This is a genomic window from Fictibacillus sp. UD (genome assembly GCF_043558025.1).
Taxonomy (GTDB): domain Bacteria; phylum Bacillota; class Bacilli; order Bacillales; family Fictibacillaceae; genus Fictibacillus.
Genome location: NZ_JARUHH010000021.1, coordinates 1 through 22,325, shown reverse-complemented (window position 1 = coordinate 22,325; position 22,325 = coordinate 1). Strand labels below are relative to the sequence as shown.

Here is a 22,325-nt window from a genome sequence, read left to right as displayed (position 1 = left end):
AAGGAATTCTGCCTTTGTTTTTGTATGTAGAAAACAAGGGTAGAATTCTTTTTGTTTATAAAGTTAGACAAGCTGACGGATACTATAGCTGACACTAATAGATGGGGTGAGTACATGAGCGTAACGAATGATTTGCACGTAATGAGCGAAATGGTCGTTGTGTTAGATTTCGGTGGACAATACAATCAGTTGATTGCACGTCGTATCCGTGACTTAGGAGTATACAGTGAATTGCATCCGCACACTACAACAGCGGAAGAGATAAAGAAGATGAACCCAAAGGGAATCATTTTCTCTGGTGGACCTAACTCTGTTTATGCAGAAGGAGCACCAGCTTGTGATCCAGCTATTTTTGATTTGGATATCCCAGTGCTTGGTATCTGTTATGGTATGCAGCTGATGAGCTACCACTTTGGCGGTAAAGTAGAGCGCGCGAGCCACCGTGAATACGGAAAAGCTTCCATTAATATTACGAACACAAACAAGCTTTATGAAAACCTTCCAGAACAACAAGTCGTATGGATGAGCCATAGTGACTTAGTTGTAGCGCCACCAGAAGGTTTCGTAACAGACGCAACAAGTCTTTCTTGTCCTGTAGCGGCGATGAGTGATGTGTCTCGTAAGCTTTACGGTGTTCAATTCCACCCAGAAGTTCGTCATTCTGAGTACGGTATCGAGTTTCTAGATAATTTCGTAAAATCCGTTTGTGAATGTGAAGGCAACTGGACGATGGAAAACTGGATCGAAGACGAAATTCAGAAGATCCGTGACGTTGTTGGCGATAAAAAAGTGATCTGCGCGATGTCTGGTGGAGTAGACTCTTCTGTTGTAGCAGTACTTGTTCATAAAGCAATCGGTGATCAGCTGACATGTATCTTCGTTGATCATGGACTTCTTCGTAAAGATGAAGCAGATCAAGTTATGAAGACGTTCAGTGAAGGATTCAACATTAACATCATCAAAGTTGATGCAAAGGACCGTTTCCTTGGCAAACTTGAAGGTGTATCAGATCCAGAGAAGAAGCGTAAGATTATTGGTAATGAATTTATCTATGTATTTGATGAAGAAGCGTCTAACCTTCAAGGCATCGAGTTCCTTGCTCAAGGAACGCTATACACAGATATCGTAGAGAGCGGTACAGCGACAGCACAAACAATTAAGTCTCACCATAACGTTGGCGGACTTCCAGAAGACATGCAGTTCAAATTGATCGAACCTCTTAACACACTATTTAAAGACGAAGTTCGTAAAGTAGGTACAGAGCTTGGTATTCCTGAACACATCGTTTGGCGTCAGCCGTTCCCAGGGCCAGGTCTCGGAATCCGTGTTCTTGGTGCAATTACGGAAGAGAAGCTCGAAATCGTTCGTGAATCAGATGCAATCCTTCGCGAAGAAATTTTGAACGCTGGATTAGATCGTGACGTGTGGCAATATTTCACGGTACTTCCTGACATCCGCAGTGTAGGTGTTATGGGTGATGCTCGTACGTACGATTACACGATCGGAATCCGTGCGGTTACGTCAATCGACGGAATGACTTCTGACTGGGCTCGTATCCCTTGGGACGTTTTAGAGAAAATCTCTACACGTATCGTTAACGAAGTGGATCACATTAACCGCGTCGTTTATGATATTACTTCAAAACCACCTGCAACAATCGAGTGGGAGTAGATCTAAAATACGAAAACACGAACGATTATTGTAAAATAACATAAAATCATTCGTAAAAATGCTTGACGTACGACAAAGTTCGACCTATACTCAAGTAGTAAATAAAAACTAAATGTATTTCCTACGTATAAATTCGGGGATATGGCCCGAAAGTTTCTACCAGACTGCCGTAAATGGTCTGACTACGAAGGATTTTTGAAACCTCACGCATGTGCTCTATCTGCTATTTATGATCTTTTTGCATATGCCTGTTTCATTAACTCTTACGTATTCAGACCCAGGGGCTAGTCCCTTGGGTCTTTTTGTTTGTTTGAACTGAGCTGTTTTTGGAAGTGGTTGATTTCCGCTCCAGGTGCTCCGCTTTCCGCGGGGCGGGCGGTGAGCCCCTTGTCGCTTTGCGCCTTTAAGGGTCTCACCTGTCCCACTCGTCCCGCAGGAGTCTCGCACCTTACGCTACAATCAACTTGTCAATGTTGCAAAGTTCAAACCCCATAAGTCAGTGAAATAAGCTTTTTCGGTTTTATACGTAGACAGGGTATAGGGGGATATATAGATGGAAAAGTATTTTGGTTTCAAGGAGTTCAATACTTCTTACAAGAAAGAAGCTACAGCAGGATTAACAACTTTCCTTGCGATGGCTTACATTTTATTTGTTAACCCGATGGTCCTTGGTGACGCGGGTATGGATAAAGGTGCAGTATTCACCGCAACAGCACTCGCAGCGGCTCTCGGCACACTGTTCATGGGAATCGTAGCTAAGTATCCGATTGCACTCGCTCCAGGTATGGGACTTAACGCATTTTTTGCTTACTCAGTAGTTCTAGTAATGGATATCCCGTGGCAAACAGCACTTGCTGGGGTATTGATGTCTGGTATTATCTTTATTTTTATTACATTATTTAAAATTCGCGAAACCATCATAAACGCAATTCCGCAAGATCTTAAGTTTGCTGCAGCATCCGGTATCGGTTTGTTCATCGCATTTATTGGATTGAAGAATGCAGGAATTATCGCACCTAATAAAGCTACACTAGTTTCTCTAGGTGATTTAACGACTGGTCCAACGCTACTTGCAATCTTCGGTTTTATCGTGACGATCTTAATGATGATCCGAAACATCCGTGGAGGAATCTTCTATGGAATGGTCATCACAGCAGTAGTTGGTATTTTTGCTGGATTAATCGACAAGCCAGACAAAATTGTTGGTGCGATCCCGAGCCTTGCACCAACATTCGGACAAGCTTTCTCACACTTCGATCAAATTTTTACAATCGATATGATGATTGTCGTTTTAACATTTTTTATCGTAGATTTCTTTGATACAGCAGGTACGTTGATGGCGGTCGCGTCACAAGCGGGAATCATGAAAGACAACAAACTGCCTCGTGCAGGTAAAGCACTTCTTGCTGATTCATCAGCGATCGCAGTTGGAGCTATCCTAGGAACATCATCTACAACAGCTTACATCGAGTCAGCTTCAGGTGTAGCAGCTGGTGGACGTACAGGATTCACATCCGTTGTAACAGGCGGATTGTTCTTACTAGCACTATTCTTCTCGCCGTTATTAGTGGTCGTAACACCTTCTGTAACAGCACCTGCACTAATCATTGTCGGTGTGCTCATGGTATCCGTATTAAGCAAGATTAAGTGGGACCGTTTAGAAATTGCAGTACCAGCATTCCTAACATTGATCGCAATGCCGCTTACGTACAGCATCGCAACAGGTATCGCATTAGGATTTGTGATGTACCCTCTAACAATGACGGTTAAAGGACGTGTAAAAGAAGTTCACCCAATCATGTGGGTTCTCTTCATCATCTTTATCAGTTACTTCGTATTTTTAGTTGAATAGTGAAAAACATCAGAAGGAATGTCCAAAATCGGGCATTCCTTTTTTGTATGTGGAGGAAAACAAATGAAAAAGGGAGCCGATAACTTTAAGGAAGAAGGGTGCGGAAAATACGTTTCTTCATTATAATAGTGTGCAGAATGAGCAATAAGGAGAAGTGGGGAAATGGAAATCGTATGGAGCGTTTGGTTTTTTATCTTAGGTGCAGTGCTAGCTTCATTTGGAGGCGTTATCGGATATCGATTGCCAAAAGGTATGAAGGTACTAGGTGTGGAACGATCACAGTGCGATCACTGCGAAAGACAGCTGCACTGGTATGAGCTGTTTCCGATTGTTTCTTTTCTTGCCGCACGCGGTAAATGCAAGACGTGTCAGAAACGGATTCCGCTTTTATATACAATGGTTGAGCTTGGGACGGGTGCACTTTATAGTTTCTCATACATAAAGTACGGTTTCTCGGTAGAACTGTTGCTAGCATGCTCGCTCGTTTTGTTATGCGCCATTATTACGGTTTCTGATTTGTTGTACTTCATTATCTCAGATAAAGTGCTGATCGTGTTTTTTGTGTGGTTCCTTTTGTTGCAAGTGATTTTCGAATATAGAGGCTGGGTGGATGCTGTAGCGGGTAGTTTGCTCGGGTTTTTGTTTTTGTTGCTGTTAGCCATCCTTTCTAAAGGTGGAATGGGGGGAGGCGATATTAAGCTGATGGGCGTGTTGGGGCTGGCGCTTGGGTTTCAGGGTGGATTTTACACATTGATGATTGCTTCTGTAATTGGTCTGATTATAGGGGTTATTGGCCTGGTCATGAAGAAGTATACTAGAAAAACAGCAATCCCTTTTGGCCCTTATTTGGCATTAGGTGCATTAATTACATTTTATTTTAACGAATACTTAAATTTTCATATATAAAATACAATAGTACTATAGTCCAGGTCCCTCTTTACTAACTTGTAAAAATTGTCCATTCTATATAGTCAATCCTTAAAATTGTGGGTTATTATGAAACAATATAAGCGTTGTACGGTATAGGAGGATAATGATGAAGGTTAATTGGTTAACATTTTGGATGTTTGCGGTAGCGGTTTTACTATTACCTCTACAGCATGTTATTGCGAGTACAGCAGTTAAAGGGGAGATTGAGTACACAAAAAATCAATTAACTCCTACACTCGAACAAGGGGCTAAAAAGAATCCTGATCCTAATGATCCGAACAATCCTAATAAAAATGGGAATGGCGGCGGTGAAAAAGAGGACGGCAAAGAAGAAGATGACCGTCCTTGGTGGGAAAAGGCAGCAGACGTAGTAGTGGATAAAGTTAAAAAAGGGACAGAAACAGTAGTTGATGCTGTAACAGATGCAGGTGAATACATAAGTGATAAGACGTCTGAAATAGTAGATGCCACAACAGAGTGGTGGAATGAACGTTCTCTGCTTGAAAAATCTTTAATCATCGTTGGGGTTATTGCGACAGTGGTAACACTTGGAGCTGCAGCAGGTGTAATCTCAGCAGGTGCCGCGTTAACGATGGGCGTTATGGGTGCGGCAAACTATGCGCTGTATGCTGCAACTACGAATAATGTTAGTTTTTGGGGCGGCCTTATGTGGGGCGGACTTGGAATGGTAGGCGGAGGAATCGGACTAGCTGCAAAAGGTGCGAAATTCCTTGCCCCTGCCCGTGCAGCACTTAGCAGAGGAAAAGCAGCTGTGGCAGGAAGGCTAGCTTCTTTCGTTCCTGCAGCGATTAAAGGAAGTCGTTTTTATCCAATGATAGCTGGTGCAGCACGTGCGATCATCCCAGGCATGATGAAAGGTGCCATAGCTGGATCGGGTCTCGCTGTATACACACATATGGCGAAGTGGGCCATTACAGGTGAAACTCCAAACTGGGGTGAAGTTGGAAGAGACGCTATGATTTGGGGAGCAAGCGGTGCTGTAGCTGGAGGAATGTTCAAACCAGTCGCAAATGCGGCATCTCGTTTTGTAAGTAAAGGGAAAGCAATGATTGCAGGTGCTTCTACAAGTGCCGGGTCAGAGAGCGTAGTAAGTGACTGGCTTGAAGGTAAAGGAATCGATCTGAAGAAAGCGGCAATCGCAGCATCAGCTGTTGTTGTATTGGGTGGAGCAGGCGTACTCGCAACCCAAATGACAAATAAATCGGTTAAGCAAGTAGCGAATTCGACTGAGCTAGCATCGGATACGGCGACGGTAGCAAATGCTGATGATGGGGTACAGGCTGGGAAAAATGGAAGTGCTGATGGTAATGCAGATCTGTCAACAACCACAGCTGATAAAACAGGTGCAAGTACTAATACGAAGACAGCTGACCAAACAAGTCCCTTAGCTTTAGATTTACAATACTTCAGCAGTAAAACAGATTCCAAAACTATCCCAAATAGTGTAATCAACACAAAAACATCACCACAATTAAAAACATTACTAAAAGAAAAAGGCATTGATGATGTATACTTCCAGAGTTTATTACATCCTGAAAGAACACTAAATTCATCAGAAACAGCTTTAGTTAATCAAGTTCGAGAAGAATTATCTACAGTAGCTAGCGGAACGATGATGCAAAAAGTAATTCCTCAACAGGATATTTATCAGTATTTGTATAACCCTAAGTATGAAGGTACACGCGGATTTGTAACTACGAAAGAACATGCTGAAGGATTAGTAAGTCTAGAAGATATATACTATGGACTACGGTTAGACTATAATCAAACGGCTTTTAAGGTTAATAGCGGAATGATAGATCCTATATCTTCACGTGTTGGAGACAAAGACGAATTTTATGGAGTTTTCCAATATAAAGCAGATTCAGAGAAACTATCTACTCCTAGTGATTTGCCTACACCTGAAAATTTCCCTTATACCGGGAAAGGATTCTCAGGAAGTAAAACGGACATAATTCCGGAGTTTTATCAAAATGCTAAGGCATTTGAAGATGGAGATATGTTCCAAATTAGAGACCGTAATGGAAAGGTTCAAAGTACCCTCTTATTCGATGAAGAAAAGAAAGGGTGGATTTTAGTTGAATAAAAATAACATTAATAAAAAAGGCTTGTTTGCTATTTATGAAAATAAAGAATATAAACTCATAAAAAGGGGACAGGAATATTATATTACTAGCCGGGATTCTTCTGATTTGAAGAAGGGTTTTGAGTATTATGTAAATGTTGCAGGTCAGATTAATACAGATATATTTATGAAAAAGGTTAATCAAAATGATATACAAGAAGCTTATAAAATTGAAATGTGGGCTAAATATAAAGGTGAAGAGTTCTATATTATGGGTGAAGATAATGGAGAAGTACTAATTACAACGAGTAATTGCGATATTGCTAAGAAATTAGATTTTAAGTTTGTAGAACCATTTGTTTATGATAAACATGTTCAAATTGAAGACCTCGATGAAATTATTGAGAAACAAGATAAAGTCTATTTAGATTAAATTTGAATAAAACAGTTCGATGATATAATTATCTCGAACTGTTTTTTTTATGTCCGACCCACTTTTATTCTTGATCAACAGTTGGTTCATTGAAAAGAAAAATATTATCAATGATATTTTCAATTTAGAAAGGTAAGATTTAAAATGTTAGATATTCATAAAGGAAAATTAGTTATTAATAAATTACAGTTTGTAGTCGACAAAAATTTAAATAAAGAAAAATTTCTTTATTCTCCTCTCTCCAAACTAATTTTTAACAAGTTCGAATCGGCAAATTGGATAAGTTATTCGATACAGCCGCAGTATATAATGGGAAAAACATTTGGTTTAACATTTACTTTTAAGGATTCTATATTTCAAACACTTGCACTAAGTTATAGTGAAATGAAGGAAATACCTTATGATAAAGAAAATGAAGAAAAAAGGAAGGCAGTTCATGATGCGTGGTTACAAGAATTATTTGGAGAGCCACATGAATATGGCCCTTTTTGGACTAAATATAAATTTACTTGGGGTTCAATATCATCTAGTTTAGATCCTAGGGCAGGACAAAGTATAATATACTTTGCATTTGAAACAGATTAGTTTGACTCAACTATATAGAGTATATAGAGGTGTTCTATGAACGATAAAACGATGTTAATTAAACAGCTCGAAAAAGTAGTAGAATTGTTAAATCAAAAAAGAATAGAAGAACCGACAAGAATGCTAGATTTAATCGTTTATAAATACGAAAAGGCACTAAAAATCGTAAACTCTAAAAGGGTTAGTGAAATTACATATGCAGACTTAAGCATAAACGGCAGCGTGAAGGCTTATGTAGATGCCTATAGTGATTGGTTGAATCCAATGTTAGGTGAAATGGATAAAGCAGAAAAGATGGCTGAAAAATTACTCCCTCGGAGGTAAATATGGATGTAAAGTTCGGTAATTATGTAATTTATAAATCAAGAGAATATAAAGCAATTAGAAATGGAGACCAAATTGAAATTATATCTGAAAATCCGGAAGATCAATTTGCAGGATTCGTGAAATATAGTGAAGGATACATTAAAACTTTAGATTTAAAAGATATAACAGCAGCTAACCGTGTCCAAACAATGGCAAAGTTTAAAAACAGAGATTTCTTATTACTGTCTAGTAAAATGGGATATTCCTTAATTACATCTGGAGACGTTAATGATCATCAATTACTAGATTGGGGCTTTGAACAAGTTAATAAGGGAGAGTACAGACTTGAGCACGTTAAACAAGAAAAGCTAGACAAAGTATGGGAAGTTAGAGAGCCAATCTGGCAAGATATTATAAAAAATAATAAAGATTTGTGGAAATTCTAATAGATCTAGATACTCCTCATTCTTGTATTTGTACTCTTCTAAAACCTTAATTGCATTCATGGCATTTGAGGTTTTTTGCATTTCCAGAATTTTGTTGACTTGTATTTAACCTCTTTTTTAAAAAAGGAACGATAGTACTATAAAAATTATATTAATTTACATGTTAATTATTTCCTGCGTATAACTTTGTTTATTGTAATTTAGTATGAATTAGGCTGCATTCCTTTGATGGTTAAGGGAGAAGGGCGGGCATTATAATTTCACAAAACGAAGTATGAAGTCCTTTAAATTAAAAAAGTTAGTATGAGGGTTTTGTCGAAAAAAATCGAATCTCAACAACTATAGTAAAATAGTCTCAAAAAACCTTTAGAATTGTTGTTATAAAAGCATTTTAACGCGTTGACGTGCTTAAAAAAACTGTGGTACTTTTTCGTAGTATAGAATTTGACAAAATATGCACAGAAAAGTCTGTTGATGGAGTGGAAGTTAAAAAATGATTGATGCAAAGAGAAAAGCACTCATATTTTTATCATTAGCATTTATATTAGCAATTGTTACAGCTGGACTAATACTTAACGAGATTAAACAGGCTCAAACGGCTATGGGTGAGACAGTTGAAGTGGCTTCGGCTAGTAAAGACATCGGATCAAACCGTGAGATTAGCGAAGATCAGATTGAATGGATTGAAATGCCTAAATCCAGTGTTGTGCCCTCATTTATCCAAAGAAAAAATGATCTAGATAAGAAGATTGCCCTCGTTAATATAAAGAAGGGCGATATCCTCTCCAAGAACATGTTGAGAGGGGATGTTGATATCCCGGCAGATCACCGTGTTGTAATGTTGAACCCTACGGAGAATGTGCTGATTGATGAAGAAGTTACGCCAGGTGACATTGTAGATGTCATTGTATCAACAGAGGAAAAAGAAGGTCTGAGAACACAGCGCCTCCTTAAGAATGTATCTGTCGTTCAAGCGGCAACAATGCCAACGAAAGATAATCCTGATGCAAAACAAATAAAGGTTTCTTTAACTGTTCAAGATGCAGAGCAATTGATTCATTACCAAAACAAAGCGAAACAAATTCGTGTGTTGCTTGTAAACACCATTGCTGAAGAGCCAAGCGAACCAGCGAAAGAAACAACAGCTCCTGAGAAGGCTCCTGCAAAACAGCCGGCTCAAGAAAAACCAAAAGCTCCAGCACCAACACCAGCTCCAAAGCCTGAACAACCCTCATCCAAGCCAGCGAACTAATGGATGATGTTAAGAAAGGAAGTCTAGTCATTCATGAATAAATTAAAAGCACTCATTATATCTACCAATGGAAATCTCATTACACATATAAAAGGTTTGTGTGAAAAGCACTCAATTGATGTTGAAAGTATATCCGAATGGAAGAAGTCATTTTCCGATACGTCTACATATTCCTATTACTTTATTGATGAAGAGACCGTTACAGATGATCAAAATATTTCCGTCCATTCTTTAAGCTACCTGATTGGAATCGTGCAGAATCCTTCATTTGAAATGGTCAGGTCTTGGATGAACAAAGGTGCAAATGATGTTGTTGTACTGCCAGAAGATAGTAACCGGCTAGATGAGTTTATCCAAAATACAAAAGAAACAGCTCAAGCACGTGAAACGAACTATACCAATGCTGGAAAAATTGGTGGTAAGGTCAGTGCATTTTATAGTGCGAAGGGCGGTTCAGGCAAAACATTCCTAGCAGCTGCCATCGCGCAAGCTTTGCAAGTACGACATGATCAAAAAGTAATTGTTATTGATCTGAACGCACAATTTGGTGGTTTAGAGTCCATGTTAGGGTTAGAAGTAAGCCGTTCATACGCTGACTTGCAGCCTGTAGTAAAAGAGCTTGGCATTCACCATATCGAAAATGTAGCTTTTAAGGATGAAAGAACAGGAAATCTTGTCATGCTAAGTCCAGCTAATCCAGCAAAAGCGGAAGATATTACAGAAGAGTTAATCTCCAAGCTGATTCGTATTTGCCGTCAAAGTTTTGATCATATCATTCTCGATCTTCCATCAAGTATCAATACGGTAAGTTTTACGGGACTAAATGAAGCAGCTCATATCTATTACGTTCTTACACCGGACAGCCCAGGATTAAAAGCTTATAAAACAGCTGAAGATGTATTTCAGCGATTCCAATTGGGCAATAAAGAAAACCTATCTGTCATTATTAATCGCGCGCACGCGAAGAACGAGTTAACAGAAAAAGATTTAGCTGAAGTTGTACCGCGTCCTATTATCGGTAAAGTGAGAGCCGACTTCTTTAACATTCAGCCTAATATCAACATGGGAACACCTTTTTACTTAAAAAAGAAAGAGAAGCCAGGATCTAAGGCTTTGAAAGATATTGTTCAACTCGTAGAAAAAAGCATGAAGTAGGTGATGACTGTGTCCTGGTTAAAAACAGCTGCACAACAGAATGCTACCAATGATAACTGGGATATTAATGACCAGAGTATCGACCATTGGGTGAAGCATTTTAAGTCAAGGTTAATAAAAGAAGCTAATCTTGAATCCATAACGGTGTTAACTCCTCAAGAGAGAAAACAGACGATCGAGCGTTTGATTTCTCAAATGATCCAAGAAGAACGAATCATCATTCCGCAGATGGAGATTGAGGAAATTATTGATCAGATCATCAATGAGTCTGTTGGTTATGGTCCGCTGGAAGTACTTCTGCAAGATGATTCGATTACAGAAATTATGGTGAACGGTCCGAGGGAAGTTTTCATAGAAAGAAACGGAAAACTTGAAAAAACGAATATACGGTTTAAGGATAATCAGCATGTTAGGCATATTATCGATCGTATTATTGCTCCTCTTGGCCGAAGAATAGACGAGAGTTCACCAATGGTAGATGCAAGGTTGCATGACGGCAGCCGTGTGAATGCCATTATTCCTCCAGTAAGTTTAGACGGACCATCAATGTCCATTCGTAAGTTTAATAAAAAGCCTTTTACTTTGCAGAACCTGTTATCTTTTGGGACGTTCTCTGAGGGGATGGGAGAATTCCTGCAAACGGCTGTAAAAGCGAAATGCAACATGTTAGTATCCGGGGGAACAGGCAGCGGTAAGACGACGTTACTTAACGTATTGTCAGATTCGATCCCACTTGGTGAACGTATCATCACGATTGAGGATATGGCCGAACTGCGATTCTCATACAACAACTTAATTAGAATGGAAACAAGACCTCCCAATATGGAGGGAACAGGCGAGATCACGATACGCCAACTCGTAAAGAATGCGTTGCGTATGAGACCCGATCGTATTATTGTCGGAGAGGTGCGTGGAACAGAAGCGCTAGATATGCTTCAAGCGATGAATACCGGTCATGAAGGATCTCTTACAACTGTCCATGCCAACACACCAAAGGATGCACTTGGCCGATTAGAAGCGATGGTCATCATGTCAGGACTTCCGCTAACCGTAGATGTCATTCGAGGATATTTTGTAGGAGCGCTCGATCTCATCGTTCAGACAAATAGACAAACGGATGGAAAAAGAAAGATTACCAGTATAGCAGAACTAGTTGAAGTGGATGGACAAGTGCATGTGAAAGATATTTTTAAATATGTACAGCAAGGTGTAAAAGAAGATGGCTCTGTTATTGGGCAATTCGAAGCAACGGGTTATGTCCCTGAAGCTCTTAATAAAATTAAAGCTTTTGGTCTAGAAGTTCCAGAAAACCTGTTCGAGAGAGGGGCGATGAAATAATGGCTGCGTGGTTATCCCTTTCTAGTACTTTTATTTTCTTCATATTAGCATTCTATTATTTCAGAGTTGCCTCAAGTAATAAAGATACAAAGAAAAGAGTTGCGACATGGTTTGAAGGAGAAAGAAAGATTGAAAGAAAAAGTGTTGTACTGCTCATCGGAGACAAGTACGACAAATCAGAGCTTGCGGAAGATCTCCAAAGAAAACTAGTGCAAGCAGATCTAAAATTAAAGCCTTCTGAATACATGGGCATCTATTTTATGACATTTGCATTTATCTGGTTTGTGAATCACTTTTTGCTGAAGTTAGATTTTCCTTTAGATGCAACACTAGCTTATTTCATCGTTTGGTTAGGTTCTAAAATGTTCCTGAATTCGAGACAGAATAAAAGAAGTGAAAGTTTCAATAAACAACTGCCAGAAGTGTGCCGGATGATGAGTAATGCGATTAAAGCCGGTCTAACGATACCTCAAGGAATTGAGTTAGTCGGAAGAGATATTAAAGCACCTGCTGGCCCTGAGTTTCAGATGATGGATCAGCAGCTCAGATTAGGTGACGATTTTGAAGAAGTAATGGATCGTTTTAGAGAACGGGTGCTAAGTAAAGACCTGAACATCTTTGTGAGTACCATTCTCATTCAGCGTAAAGTAGGGGGAAACCTCACTGAAGTACTTTCTCTAATGGCACAAACGCTGGAAGAACGAGCAAGAGTAAATAAAGAAGTGGATACGGTAACAGCTGAATCGAAGTTCGTTGCTTATATTCTACCGATTATGCCGCTTATGATGGCGATGATGATGAACTTGTTCATTCCAGGATTTCTAAATCCGCTGTTTACTCCTTTAGGACTTATTCTTCTAGCTGTATTCTTAGCGATGCAAGGGTTCGCCTTCATGCTCATAAAAAAAGTTACAAAGATAAGGGTGTAGCGGTATGAATCCAAATACGAGTTCACTAGCTGTATTGGCCATCGCCTTCATATTATTATTTCTATTGATAAGCTTTATCTACATTTGGATCTTTATAGCTAAGAAATCCAATCTTCATAAAGCATTAAAAATGGAAAAGAAGAAAAAGAAGCAAAAAAGAAGCAGGTCCGGCTTGTTTATGGATCCGTTGTTAAAAGCCGCGGATTATGCGAAACCAACAGCCGTAAAATATACATTTTTTACGAATAAATCCCAGGAAGAACGATTACTGGTACTAGCTGGAAGTCCGTATAGTTTAACGCATGAACTTTTTCATAGCCTTCGTTTTGTCCTGGCTTTAGGACTTCTCATGTATTCTGTGCTTTATTTACTGCTAGGACTGCCTTTTGGTTTAATGGGAATGCTTTTTCTTCCGCTGATCGGTTACTTTGGTCCGATCGTCTGGTTGAATTTAAAAGCAAAAGACAGGCAGGAGCTCATCAGTGCTGCGATGCCAGATTTCCTCGATACCGTCAGCGTTACCTTATCAGCAGGCGTTGGAATCGATCAAGCATTGCATCAAGTTACTAAGCAATTTGACGGCCCCTTAATAGAAGAAATAGAGCAATTTAATCGAGAAGTAGATTTAGGTGTTCCTCGAAAAACAGCTTACATGAATCTTTTAGCGAGGAATAAGTCAAAGGAGCTGGAGATGCTGGTTAACTCCTTGCTTCAAGGACAAACATTGGGAGTACCGGTTTCAACGACATTTAGACTGCAAGCAGAAGATCTGCGTGCTATGAGAGGATTTAAGGCAAAAGAAAAGGCTGCAAAAGCAAGTCCTCAGATTACACTGATCACTACATTTTTTGTAGCACCAGCCGTTTTTGTACTGATTATTGGATTGTTATTCTTAAATGTTGTGTATAACCCTGGCGCTTTTGGATTAGATATATTATTCGATTAGCCAGATGTAAAAATAAAAGGCTGTTTTCGTATTCATTGTTGCTTTTGAAGTAGTTGATCTCCGTTTCAGATGCTCGCTTTCCGCGGGGCAGGCGGTGAGCCACATTGATAACGTTTCACTTTTAAGTGTCTCACCTGTCTAGTTGCAGTGGCTAGCCCCTCGAGGTCAAAAGTTAAATGGCTCAGAAGGCAAAGTGCGCCTTCAAATCCATCTAACTTTTGCTTGTCGGGGCTGAACGAGCCACTTCCGCTTTTTCGGACTGCCCGCCTGTCCCGCAGGACAAGGAAGGCTTCAGCAGCGACACATCGCACGAAGAAAATTTGAAGTTTAATTTTCGAGGAGTCTCGCACCTTGCACTCCAATCAACTAATCATAGAAGACAAAATGTAAAAGCAACAATCTTTTAGAAAAGAGCTAATCAAAGAAACTAAAACTAAGGGAGAGATTTTCATGATGAACAAATTATATGCTAAGGCACAAAACAAGATGGAAACATACAAAGGATATGTAAAGAACGAAGAAGGCGCGCAAGCACTTGAGTGGATCGCATTAGGTACTGTTGTTATCGCTGTTATGGCAGCAATCGCTACAGGTGTTTCTGGAAACGCAAGTGGTTTAGGACAGGCTATCATTAGCAAGTTAACTCAACTTATCAATGGTATTAACTAATTCCAGATGAAGCGGCTAAACTTTAAAAAATACGTTCAAAACCAGAAGGGATCACAGCTAATCGAATTTGTGGCTGTGTTTCCTATGGTTATATTCGCCATGCTTTTCATATGGCAGATGGCACTAGTGGCATATACCGTTGTCGTTTCAGAAGCAGCAGCCAGGGATGGTGCTCGTGTCGCTTCTGTAGAAGGTGATTATCAAGCGACTGTTCAAAAATCAGCATCTGGACTGGATGTTCGTGCAACACATAGTTATGGAAGCAGTTCATACGGAGAAGAAGTAACCGTCACCGTTACCTCCAAAGTACCAACTGTATCTATACCTTTTGTAGGTAGAATCAATTATTCACTCAATGCGGATGCAACCATGCCGATGGAGGAGGATGAAGCGGATGAAGATTAAGCATGTTGATAATGAAAAAGGAAGCACCCTTTTAGTTGTCATGGGGTTATTAATAGCCTCGATCTTCATTAGCTTCATCTTTTTTGATTTCTTTACGACGTTTGCGACAAAACGCGTAAGTCAAACAAGTGCTGATGCAGCAGCTCTTGCGGCCTCTAATGAAGCAAAAAAGGTTTATGATGAAGAACTGTCTAAAGAGTTGAAAGACCGCATGGAGAAATTAAAAAAAGATGCGGATAAAGAGAAAGATAAAGAAGGCAAAGAAGAGGGAGAAGAACCTCCTGTTGAAGATGATGGTTTATTAGGAGGTATCTTTGATGGAGTAGGGAAAGAAATGCCTCCCGATTTAGAGGAATGGCTTGAGGACCCAAGTGTCGATGTAGATTTAAATGATGCGCTTAAATATTTGTTTGAAGAAGATGAAGTTAACGATATCGCTTGCGGTGCTATCAATGAAAATCGTAACCGTATTGAAGAAGCCGCTAGGTATTATGCAACCAAAAATAAAAGCGATGACGTTGAGGTCGAATTCTTCTATAACAACGCTTTTCAAATCTATGTAGAAGTAAAAAAAGGAGCTGAATTCGTGACTGTTGATGAAGAAGCATTAGGAGATAACAATCAGGTTAAAGCAAATGCTTCTGCAGTCATTCAGGCACCTAAAGGAATGAATATCGTTTGTAATTAAGGATCAGTCCTTTTAACTTATATCTTTCTTAAAGGTAAAACGGGTTAAAATTTTCGTGGAAACTCTTATTAACATCAATTTTGTTCTCAATGATTTTTATTGCGTTATCACTTATGAAAAAAAACTTATAGATTAATAACCATATAAGGAGATCAACCATGAAAACGATGCTGAAAAGCAAGCTTGCTTTAAGAATATTTCTTCTATGCTTAATTGCAGTACTTTCTGCTTGTTCTGATTCTGAATCGGCTTCTACAAAGGAAAAAGAAGAGAAGAAGACAGAAGAGAAAAAAGAAAAGATACCAGAAGCAGCTACTAAAGTGGAAGATATGATTAATGAAGGGCCAGGCTTTGCTCTTGAAAAAGAGAATGAAGAGATAAAGAAACAGCTAGAGAAATATCCTAAAAAGTTAAACGGTGAAGACGCATATAATCTAGCTGTTTTTCTTGGAGCAGCTGAACACCAAAAAGTCTTTGAACTATATGATGAATACAATCCTGGGTTTAATGATGTGGAAGGCGGGCCTGGCAGTGATGCTAAACCAAGAAATCTAGTACTTCTTCTAGATTCAAGCGGAAGCATGAACGGAAAAGTAGATGGCGGCGTTAAGATGGATTTGGCTAAACAGGCCATCTCTAATTTTGCTTCAAAAGCGAACAAAGAAGATCAGGTTATGCTTCGCGTTTACGGACATAAGGGTACAAGTAAGGACAGTGATAAAAAGCTGTCATGTGAAAGCCATGAGGTGGTTTATCCATTATCGAGCTATGATCAGGGTAATTTTTCTGATTCACTAAATAAGTTTAAGCCTGCTGGGTGGACGCCGATCGCTGGATCCATTCAACAAGTGGAAAAAGATTTAGCTGGTCAGGCGAATCCAGGCATGGAAACGCTTCTTTACATAATCAGTGATGGTGTGGAAACGTGTGATGGAGATCCTGTTGAAGCGGCACGCGCGCTGCACAACTCTTCTCTAAAAGCTCAAGTGAACATCATCGGATTTGATGTTGATGATAAGGGCCAACAGCAATTGAAAGCTACCGCAGAAGCAGGCGGTGGCGAATATAAAACAGTGCGTAATGCGAGCGAGCTTAACAGTATCTTTAAAACATTAATGGAACAAGCATGGGAAGGAATCAAAAAAGATCAGTGGGCAGCGAACTCTGGTACACAAGTAAACTATGCTTATGTAGATAAATTAGAAGTATTGAACGAATTGAAATTCAGAGTATCTGATGTTGTCTCAGCAGAGGCAATGGGACTAAGTAATATGATAGGTGCCATGGAACAAGAAAAGATGATTACTTTAGAAGAGGCAGAGAAAGCAAGAGCTAAGGTGAATGAACGAGAAGAAAAAATTAATACGTATAATGAAGAGAAGTTTGAAGAGCTTAAAAAGCAAACGGATGAAGAGAAAGATAAAGCTTTTAAACAAATTAATGATTCTTCACAAAACTAACGAACAACTTGAGAGATGGAAACCCCATCTCTTTCTTTTTGAATAAACCCCGAGGAGAGTAAAGAAATGAAAAACAAGATTACGAGTTTTCTTCTGATTTCCATGGTTCTGGCACTAACCGCTTGTAGTCCTGATCAAAACTCTTCTACTAAACCATCAATAGAAGAGAAGAAGGACAAGTATACAACTCTTGCTGAGGAAGCGAACACAGAGGAAAAGCTTGAGAAGCTAGAACTCCTTCCGTATGCAGAAGAAGTGGAAGCGACGATATCCAGCCCCAAGTACAAAGAGTTTACAACAAACTCAACCGTACTCATTAAAGGTAAGGCGAAAAGGTACAGCGGTTTTAAGTCTGACCATGTATGGATCAAGGTGAGAAGTGATGAAGATGGACCAAATGGACGCGAATTCAGTTATTACGCACCTATAAAAGAAGGTAAGTTTGAACAGAAGGTCCAGCTGTTTAACGGAAAAGGTAATTACTCCGTTAAGGTGAGTGTGCCGAGTGATACGGCTGAAGACTATTATTACGACATTGCCTCATTTGATGTGGAAAACGTGAACCCTGAGATCAAGCGAGATGTTGCGTTTACGAAGAACGCTTATAAACACGATTTAGTGTTAAATAATTCCATAAATGGGTATATGGAAAGAGATGGTTTCTTCGAGTTGGCTGGTGAGATTGCGGATTCTAGTGTAAAGCAGCTTATGGTGGAACTTAAAAAAGACAGTGAATCTACCAAGGTTATGATTCCGGTTAAGGACGGGAAATTCACGAAAAAAATCCCTCTTTATTATGGTGAAGGAATTCATGAAGTTCAGATCATGACACCAAAAGAGGGAATGACAGATTTTTATTCGGAAGCGGCAAATCTGTTTGTTAAAAATCTATCAAGTGATACCTTTCAACCTATTAATTACTCTTCGGCATATAAAGAAAAAGGATTTAACCTGGAAACCCCTGAAGTCAGCGGTGAAAAGGCAGATCTAGCATATACAATCAAAGGAAGTGTCGATCCTAGTGGAAAAGACGCGAACAAAACGGATGTTGTTTTTGTACAAACCACAAAGGGTGACTTGAAAGCCATGTATGCCATTCCAGTTAAAAACAATAAGTTTGAAGGCGAGTTCTTCCTGCGATTTGGACCTGGTGAGTATGAGATTTCTGTTATGGCTCCTGATTTTATGTCGACAAATGGGTATATGCAGTATTTTGTTGGGGTTGCTGGATTTACGGTAGAGAACACAAATGCACAAGATCAGCGATTTACGCTGCCTTCAAGAGGAATTCAATCCGATGCACCTGAGATCAAAAATTTAGCAGCTCAACTGACGAAGAATAAGAAGACTGAAAAAGAAAAGGCGCTTGCTGTATATGAGTATGTAGCTAAAAACGTAAGCTATGATGTGGATAAGTTAAATAATCGTACATTCGAGTTTGACGACAGTGCATTAAAAACGCTGTATGAGAAAAAAGGTGTTTGTCAGGACTTTGCATACTTAGCGATAGCTCTTTTACGTGCAAGCGGGATGGAAGCGCAGGTGGTAACGGGATACGCTGGTCAAAATCATGCGTGGGTAGAGACGAAAGTGGACGGACGCTGGTTGACGATGGATCCAACATGGGGATCAGGTTACTTACAGAACAACAAGTTCGTACCAAAATTCACGATGGAATACTTTGATCCAAAACCAGCAGAGTTTCAAAAAACACATAAAAAGGAAGAAGTGGAGTTCTAATTAAATATTTGAGGTGCCAGTTATGTCTAAAAAAGAAAAGCGATGGAGACGAGTCTATTTATTTCTTTACATCTTAATTTACGGAATGGTTGCACCGTTAAGTTTAATTCTCTTTTTTATAGGAGAAGAATCATTTCCGTTTTTTATCATTCCAGTCGTACTGGCACTACCAGCTATGAAGCACAATCATATCCAGAAGATTAGAGAAAAAGAGATGGGTGCTTAGTCATTCATTGAGGTAGAGGAGAGGAAAATGAATCGGTCTACAAGTTTTGTGCTAGCGCTAATTTTATTTGTCATTCTTCTATTAACAGCATGCTCAACCGAAAAAACAGCATCGGACTCAGAACCAAAGAAAAAAGAGCCTAAAAAAGAGACAGTTGAAAAAGCGCCGACTGAACCTGAAGAGATGGTTAAACAGGGTGCTGGTGAGCATTACGAAAAGGTAAAGGATCTTGAAGGTGATGATTTAGATAAAGAAATTAAAGAACTTACGAAAGACTTCCCAAAAGATATGAAAAGTGAGGATGCCTATAATCGAATCATTGCAGCATTCGCGGCGGATCATCAGCTAGCTTTTCAGGAGTTAGAGGACTTTGACATTACGTTTGAAGAAGTAGAGGCGTACGAGAAGTATAGTGAAGAAGATGGAGAGGAAAAGAAAGAAGGTCCTCTTAATGTAGTTATCCTTTTAGATGCCAGTGGTAGTATGGCAGGAAAAGTTTCAGGAACGGATAAGATGACAGCTGCGAAAGAAGCGCTAAAGAAGTTTGCAGGTGGCTTGCCTGAGGACGCAAACGTTATGCTGCGTGTTTACGGTCATAAAGGAAGTAATGATGATAAGGACAAGAAGTTATCATGTGAGAGTACAGAAGTCATGTATCCGTTAAGGGCTTATGATGCAGGTGCTTTCCAACAATCTCTTTCTAAGTTCAAGCCAACAGGTTGGACGCCACTCGCGGCATCTATTGAAGCGGCAGAAAAAGATCTTCAAGGCAAAGAAGGAAACAACGTCATTTATATCGTGAGTGATGGAATCGAGACATGTGACGGAAATCCGATAGAAGCGGCGAAAAAACTGCATGAATCGAATATTCAGGCAGAAGTAAACATCATCGGTTTTGATGTAGATAACGAAGGACAACAGCAACTTAAGGCAGTAGCCGAAGCGGGTGGAGGAGAATTTCAATCCGTTTCATCACAAAAAGAGTTATTTGATGAAGTAGAGTCGAACTGGTCAAAGGCGATGCACAATACGAGAATTAACTGGGACTCTTCTATGGATATTAATGATATTAATTGGAGCAGCTCACGTAAATTCATGGACCTCCGCAAGATTTATACAAAAACGGTTATTGATAGCGTTCGAGATGAACAGTCCCTTTTACAAGATGTTAAGTTGAATTTGAGAGATCGGAAAAAACTTACAGATGAAGAAATGAACAAGCTTGATGATCTGATTCGAGAAAGAAATGAAAAGCTTATGGAATATGCAAAAGAAAAACACGATACAAAAAATGCAGCGCTTAAAGCAGAAAGAGACCGTGTAGTTAAACTGATTCAAGATTATGCTAAGGAAGCTAGAACTAATTAAAAAAATTGATAAGAGGTAATTAGCCCGGTTTTATTACCGGGCCTTTTATTATGTTTAACAACCGCACAATTAGAGAAAAATGAAACAAGAGAAAGGCGGGATTCATACATGAGCTATGAAGATTTGGCATTACATACAGATAAGTATCAAATTAATATGATGTACGCCCATTGGAAAAATGGAACGCATAATAACATTCGAGTATTTGAAGCCTTTTTCCGAAAAAATCCGTTTAAGAGCGGTTACGCCGTTTTCGCGGGGCTAGAGCGGATTATTCGCTATTTGGAGCACCTTCAATTTACTGAGGAAGACATCGAATACTTAAGAACACAAGAAGAGCGATATGAGGAAGGTTTTTTGGAGGAATTAAAAAGCTTCAACTTTACGGGTGAGTTATTCTCTGTAAAAGAAGGAACGGTTGTTTTTCCGAATGAGCCGTTAATCCGTATAAAGTGCCGGGTGTTTGAAGCGCATCTTTTAGAGACAGCCCTTCTTAATTTTATGAACTACCAAACTCTGATTGCTACGAAAGCTGCCCGGATTCGTCATGTAACCCCCGATGATCAATTGATGGAGTTTGGAACACGTCGTGCACAGGAAGCGGATGCAGCGATTTGGGGTGCGCGTGCCGCATACATTGCTGGTTTTGATGCAACTTCAAACATGCGTGCCGGGAAGCTCTTCGGAATTCCTACTAAAGGAACGCATGCACATGCATGGGTTCAAGACCACGATACAGAAGAAGAAGCTTTCGAAAGGTTCGCTGCGGCACTGCCTGATCAAAGTATTTTGCTAGTGGATACGTACAATACTTTAAAAAGCGGAGTACCTAACGCAATAAAGGTCGGCTTAAAGATGAAAGAAGCGGGTAAATCGCTAAAAGGCATCCGGTTGGATAGCGGTGATTTGGCTTATCTTTCAATACAGGCACGCAAAATGTTAGATAAATCGGGACTTACCGATGTAGTAATCATCGCAAGTAATGACTTAGATGATGATGTGATTACAGACTTAAAGGCACAAGGTGCTAAAATCACATCATGGGGAGTCGGTACGCAGCTTATTACAGCAGCCGACCAGCCAGCACTTGGCGGTGTTTATAAAGTGGTAGCAAAATTTGAAGATGGAGAGTACGTCCCAACCATTAAGATTTCATCTAATGTAGAGAAAATCACTACACCTGGCTATAAAAAGGTATACCGTATTATTAATGCAAAAGGAAAAGCGGAAGCGGATTACATCGCAATGGATGATGAGGTGCTTCCTGAAAAAGATATTAAGCTTTTCGATCCGGTGCACACCTATAAAAGCAAGATCGTGTCTTCTTTTACAGCAGAAGAACTGCTTCAGCCTGTTTATATAGAAGGAAAACTTGTATATGAGCTTCCTAAATTAGAAGAAATTCGCCGTTATCATCAGGAACAGCTTCAATTGTTCTGGCCTCAGCATTTAAGGAGACTGAACCCGCAAGAGTACTTTGTCGATCTTTCTGTAGAAGTGTGGAGAACCAAAAACGACCTTTTAGAGAAGTATTCTTTATAGGTAATGAGCCTCTTTTCGACATGAAAAGAGGTTTTTTAATAAAATCTTTAAAAAAGCGTTGACGGTCGGCCATATCGCTGATATAGTAATAAACGTTGTTGCTTTTCTTACATAACGTTCGACAAAAACAAACATAAACTTTTAAAAAAGTTGTTGCTTCGCAAGAAGATATGTGTTAAGATAGTTTTTGTCGCTGCTTTAAGAGAGTGACGCGATAAAGAAAAAAGTTCTTTGAAAACTGAACAAAAGAAATAGGTAAGGAATTAAGAATTAATTCCGTCAGTTTTAAAATCGAGCA

23 protein-coding genes and 1 riboswitch are annotated in these 22,325 nt (G+C 39.5%); of the genes, 21 read left to right on the top strand and 2 right to left on the bottom strand.

What is annotated here, in order from left to right; genetic code table 11:
- The first annotated feature begins 141 nt into the window (after nucleotides 1–141).
- A complete protein-coding gene (gene guaA, locus P8610_RS19130) occupies nucleotides 142–1,671 on the top strand; it encodes a glutamine-hydrolyzing GMP synthase (protein ID WP_394605829.1) in 1,530 nt (509 codons plus the stop codon).
- 103 nt (nucleotides 1,672–1,774) lie between these two features.
- Nucleotides 1,775–1,876: riboswitch (purine riboswitch) on the top strand.
- Nucleotides 1,877–1,887: 11 nt separating this feature from the next.
- On the opposite strand, the gene P8610_RS19125 is transcribed toward guaA, so the two are convergent.
- The gene (locus tag P8610_RS19125; RefSeq protein ID WP_394605807.1) at nucleotides 1,888–2,118 is read right to left on the bottom strand and encodes a hypothetical protein; all 231 of its coding nucleotides are present in this window, start codon (nucleotides 2,116–2,118) and stop codon (nucleotides 1,888–1,890) included.
- A 106-nt stretch (nucleotides 2,119–2,224) separates the two neighbouring features.
- Between P8610_RS19125 and P8610_RS19120 the strand changes: the two genes are divergently transcribed.
- The 12 genes from P8610_RS19120 to P8610_RS19065 all read left to right on the top strand — a co-directional run bounded on the left by P8610_RS19120 (nucleotide 2,225) and on the right by P8610_RS19065 (nucleotide 13,929).
- On the top strand, nucleotides 2,225–3,523 hold the full coding sequence (locus tag P8610_RS19120) for an NCS2 family permease (protein WP_289497393.1): 1,299 nt from the start codon (nucleotides 2,225–2,227) through the stop codon (nucleotides 3,521–3,523).
- Between the two features lie 162 nt (nucleotides 3,524–3,685).
- The gene (locus P8610_RS19115) at nucleotides 3,686–4,429 is read left to right on the top strand and encodes a prepilin peptidase (RefSeq protein ID WP_394605806.1); all 744 of its coding nucleotides are present in this window, start codon (nucleotides 3,686–3,688) and stop codon (nucleotides 4,427–4,429) included.
- A 130-nt stretch (nucleotides 4,430–4,559) separates the two neighbouring features.
- Nucleotides 4,560–6,560, top strand: a complete 2,001-nt coding sequence (locus P8610_RS19110; RefSeq protein WP_394605805.1) for a hypothetical protein — start codon at nucleotides 4,560–4,562, stop codon at nucleotides 6,558–6,560.
- Entirely contained in the window at nucleotides 6,553–6,972 is a 420-nt protein-coding gene (locus P8610_RS19105; protein ID WP_394605804.1) for a hypothetical protein, read from the top strand. Before P8610_RS19110 ends, P8610_RS19105 begins: the two co-directional genes overlap by 8 nt.
- Before the next feature lie 144 nt (nucleotides 6,973–7,116).
- Nucleotides 7,117–7,557 carry a hypothetical protein gene (locus P8610_RS19100; protein ID WP_289497385.1) on the top strand — a complete coding sequence of 147 codons (441 nt, stop codon included), beginning with the start codon at nucleotides 7,117–7,119 and terminating at the stop codon, nucleotides 7,555–7,557.
- Between the two features lie 36 nt (nucleotides 7,558–7,593).
- Nucleotides 7,594–7,881 carry a hypothetical protein gene (locus tag P8610_RS19095; protein ID WP_394605803.1) on the top strand — a complete coding sequence of 96 codons (288 nt, stop codon included), beginning with the start codon at nucleotides 7,594–7,596 and terminating at the stop codon, nucleotides 7,879–7,881.
- A gap of 2 nt (nucleotides 7,882–7,883) precedes the next feature.
- Complete coding sequence (locus tag P8610_RS19090) at nucleotides 7,884–8,309, top strand: hypothetical protein (RefSeq protein ID WP_394605802.1); 426 nt, start codon at nucleotides 7,884–7,886, stop codon at nucleotides 8,307–8,309.
- Nucleotides 8,310–8,802: 493 nt separating this feature from the next.
- Complete coding sequence (cpaB, locus tag P8610_RS19085; protein WP_394605801.1) at nucleotides 8,803–9,561, top strand: Flp pilus assembly protein CpaB; 759 nt, start codon at nucleotides 8,803–8,805, stop codon at nucleotides 9,559–9,561.
- Between the two features lie 33 nt (nucleotides 9,562–9,594).
- Complete coding sequence (locus P8610_RS19080; protein WP_394605800.1) at nucleotides 9,595–10,716, top strand: AAA family ATPase; 1,122 nt, start codon at nucleotides 9,595–9,597, stop codon at nucleotides 10,714–10,716.
- A 63-nt stretch (nucleotides 10,717–10,779) separates the two neighbouring features.
- Nucleotides 10,780–12,054 carry a CpaF family protein gene (locus P8610_RS19075; RefSeq protein ID WP_425590823.1) on the top strand — a complete coding sequence of 425 codons (1,275 nt, stop codon included), beginning with the start codon at nucleotides 10,780–10,782 and terminating at the stop codon, nucleotides 12,052–12,054.
- Entirely contained in the window at nucleotides 12,054–12,983 is a 930-nt protein-coding gene (locus P8610_RS19070; protein WP_394605798.1) for a type II secretion system F family protein, read from the top strand. Before P8610_RS19075 ends, P8610_RS19070 begins: the two co-directional genes overlap by 1 nt.
- A 4-nt stretch (nucleotides 12,984–12,987) precedes the next feature.
- Complete coding sequence (locus P8610_RS19065; protein ID WP_394605797.1) at nucleotides 12,988–13,929, top strand: type II secretion system F family protein; 942 nt, start codon at nucleotides 12,988–12,990, stop codon at nucleotides 13,927–13,929.
- A 65-nt stretch (nucleotides 13,930–13,994) separates the two neighbouring features.
- Here P8610_RS19065 and P8610_RS19060 read toward each other — a convergent pair whose 3' ends face one another.
- Nucleotides 13,995–14,279 carry a hypothetical protein gene (locus P8610_RS19060; RefSeq protein ID WP_394605796.1) on the bottom strand — a complete coding sequence of 95 codons (285 nt, stop codon included), beginning with the start codon at nucleotides 14,277–14,279 and terminating at the stop codon, nucleotides 13,995–13,997.
- A gap of 100 nt (nucleotides 14,280–14,379) precedes the next feature.
- On the opposite strand from P8610_RS19060, the gene P8610_RS19055 reads away from it, so the two are divergent.
- The 8 genes from P8610_RS19055 to P8610_RS19020 all read left to right on the top strand — a co-directional run bounded on the left by P8610_RS19055 (nucleotide 14,380) and on the right by P8610_RS19020 (nucleotide 22,027).
- The gene (locus P8610_RS19055; RefSeq protein WP_394605795.1) at nucleotides 14,380–14,598 is read left to right on the top strand and encodes a hypothetical protein; all 219 of its coding nucleotides are present in this window, start codon (nucleotides 14,380–14,382) and stop codon (nucleotides 14,596–14,598) included.
- A gap of 6 nt (nucleotides 14,599–14,604) precedes the next feature.
- Entirely contained in the window at nucleotides 14,605–15,003 is a 399-nt protein-coding gene (locus P8610_RS19050; RefSeq protein ID WP_394605794.1) for a TadE/TadG family type IV pilus assembly protein, read from the top strand.
- Nucleotides 14,993–15,691, top strand: coding sequence for a pilus assembly protein TadG-related protein (locus tag P8610_RS19045; protein WP_394605793.1), 699 nt, complete (start codon nucleotides 14,993–14,995; stop codon nucleotides 15,689–15,691). Before P8610_RS19050 ends, P8610_RS19045 begins: the two co-directional genes overlap by 11 nt.
- Before the next feature lie 158 nt (nucleotides 15,692–15,849).
- Nucleotides 15,850–17,151 (top strand): vWA domain-containing protein, encoded by a 1,302-nt coding sequence (locus P8610_RS19040; RefSeq protein ID WP_394605792.1) that lies wholly within the window; start codon nucleotides 15,850–15,852, stop codon nucleotides 17,149–17,151.
- A 66-nt stretch (nucleotides 17,152–17,217) separates the two neighbouring features.
- Nucleotides 17,218–18,891: a transglutaminase domain-containing protein gene (locus P8610_RS19035; protein ID WP_394605791.1), complete on the top strand. Its 1,674-nt coding sequence runs from the start codon at nucleotides 17,218–17,220 to the stop codon at nucleotides 18,889–18,891.
- Nucleotides 18,892–18,913: 22 nt separating this feature from the next.
- Nucleotides 18,914–19,117: a hypothetical protein gene (locus P8610_RS19030; RefSeq protein ID WP_289497371.1), complete on the top strand. Its 204-nt coding sequence runs from the start codon at nucleotides 18,914–18,916 to the stop codon at nucleotides 19,115–19,117.
- A 27-nt stretch (nucleotides 19,118–19,144) separates the two neighbouring features.
- Nucleotides 19,145–20,485, top strand: a complete 1,341-nt coding sequence (locus P8610_RS19025) for a vWA domain-containing protein (protein ID WP_394605790.1) — start codon at nucleotides 19,145–19,147, stop codon at nucleotides 20,483–20,485.
- Nucleotides 20,486–20,593: 108 nt separating this feature from the next.
- Nucleotides 20,594–22,027, top strand: a complete 1,434-nt coding sequence (locus tag P8610_RS19020; RefSeq protein WP_394605789.1) for a nicotinate phosphoribosyltransferase — start codon at nucleotides 20,594–20,596, stop codon at nucleotides 22,025–22,027.
- Nucleotides 22,028–22,325 lie beyond the last annotated feature (298 nt).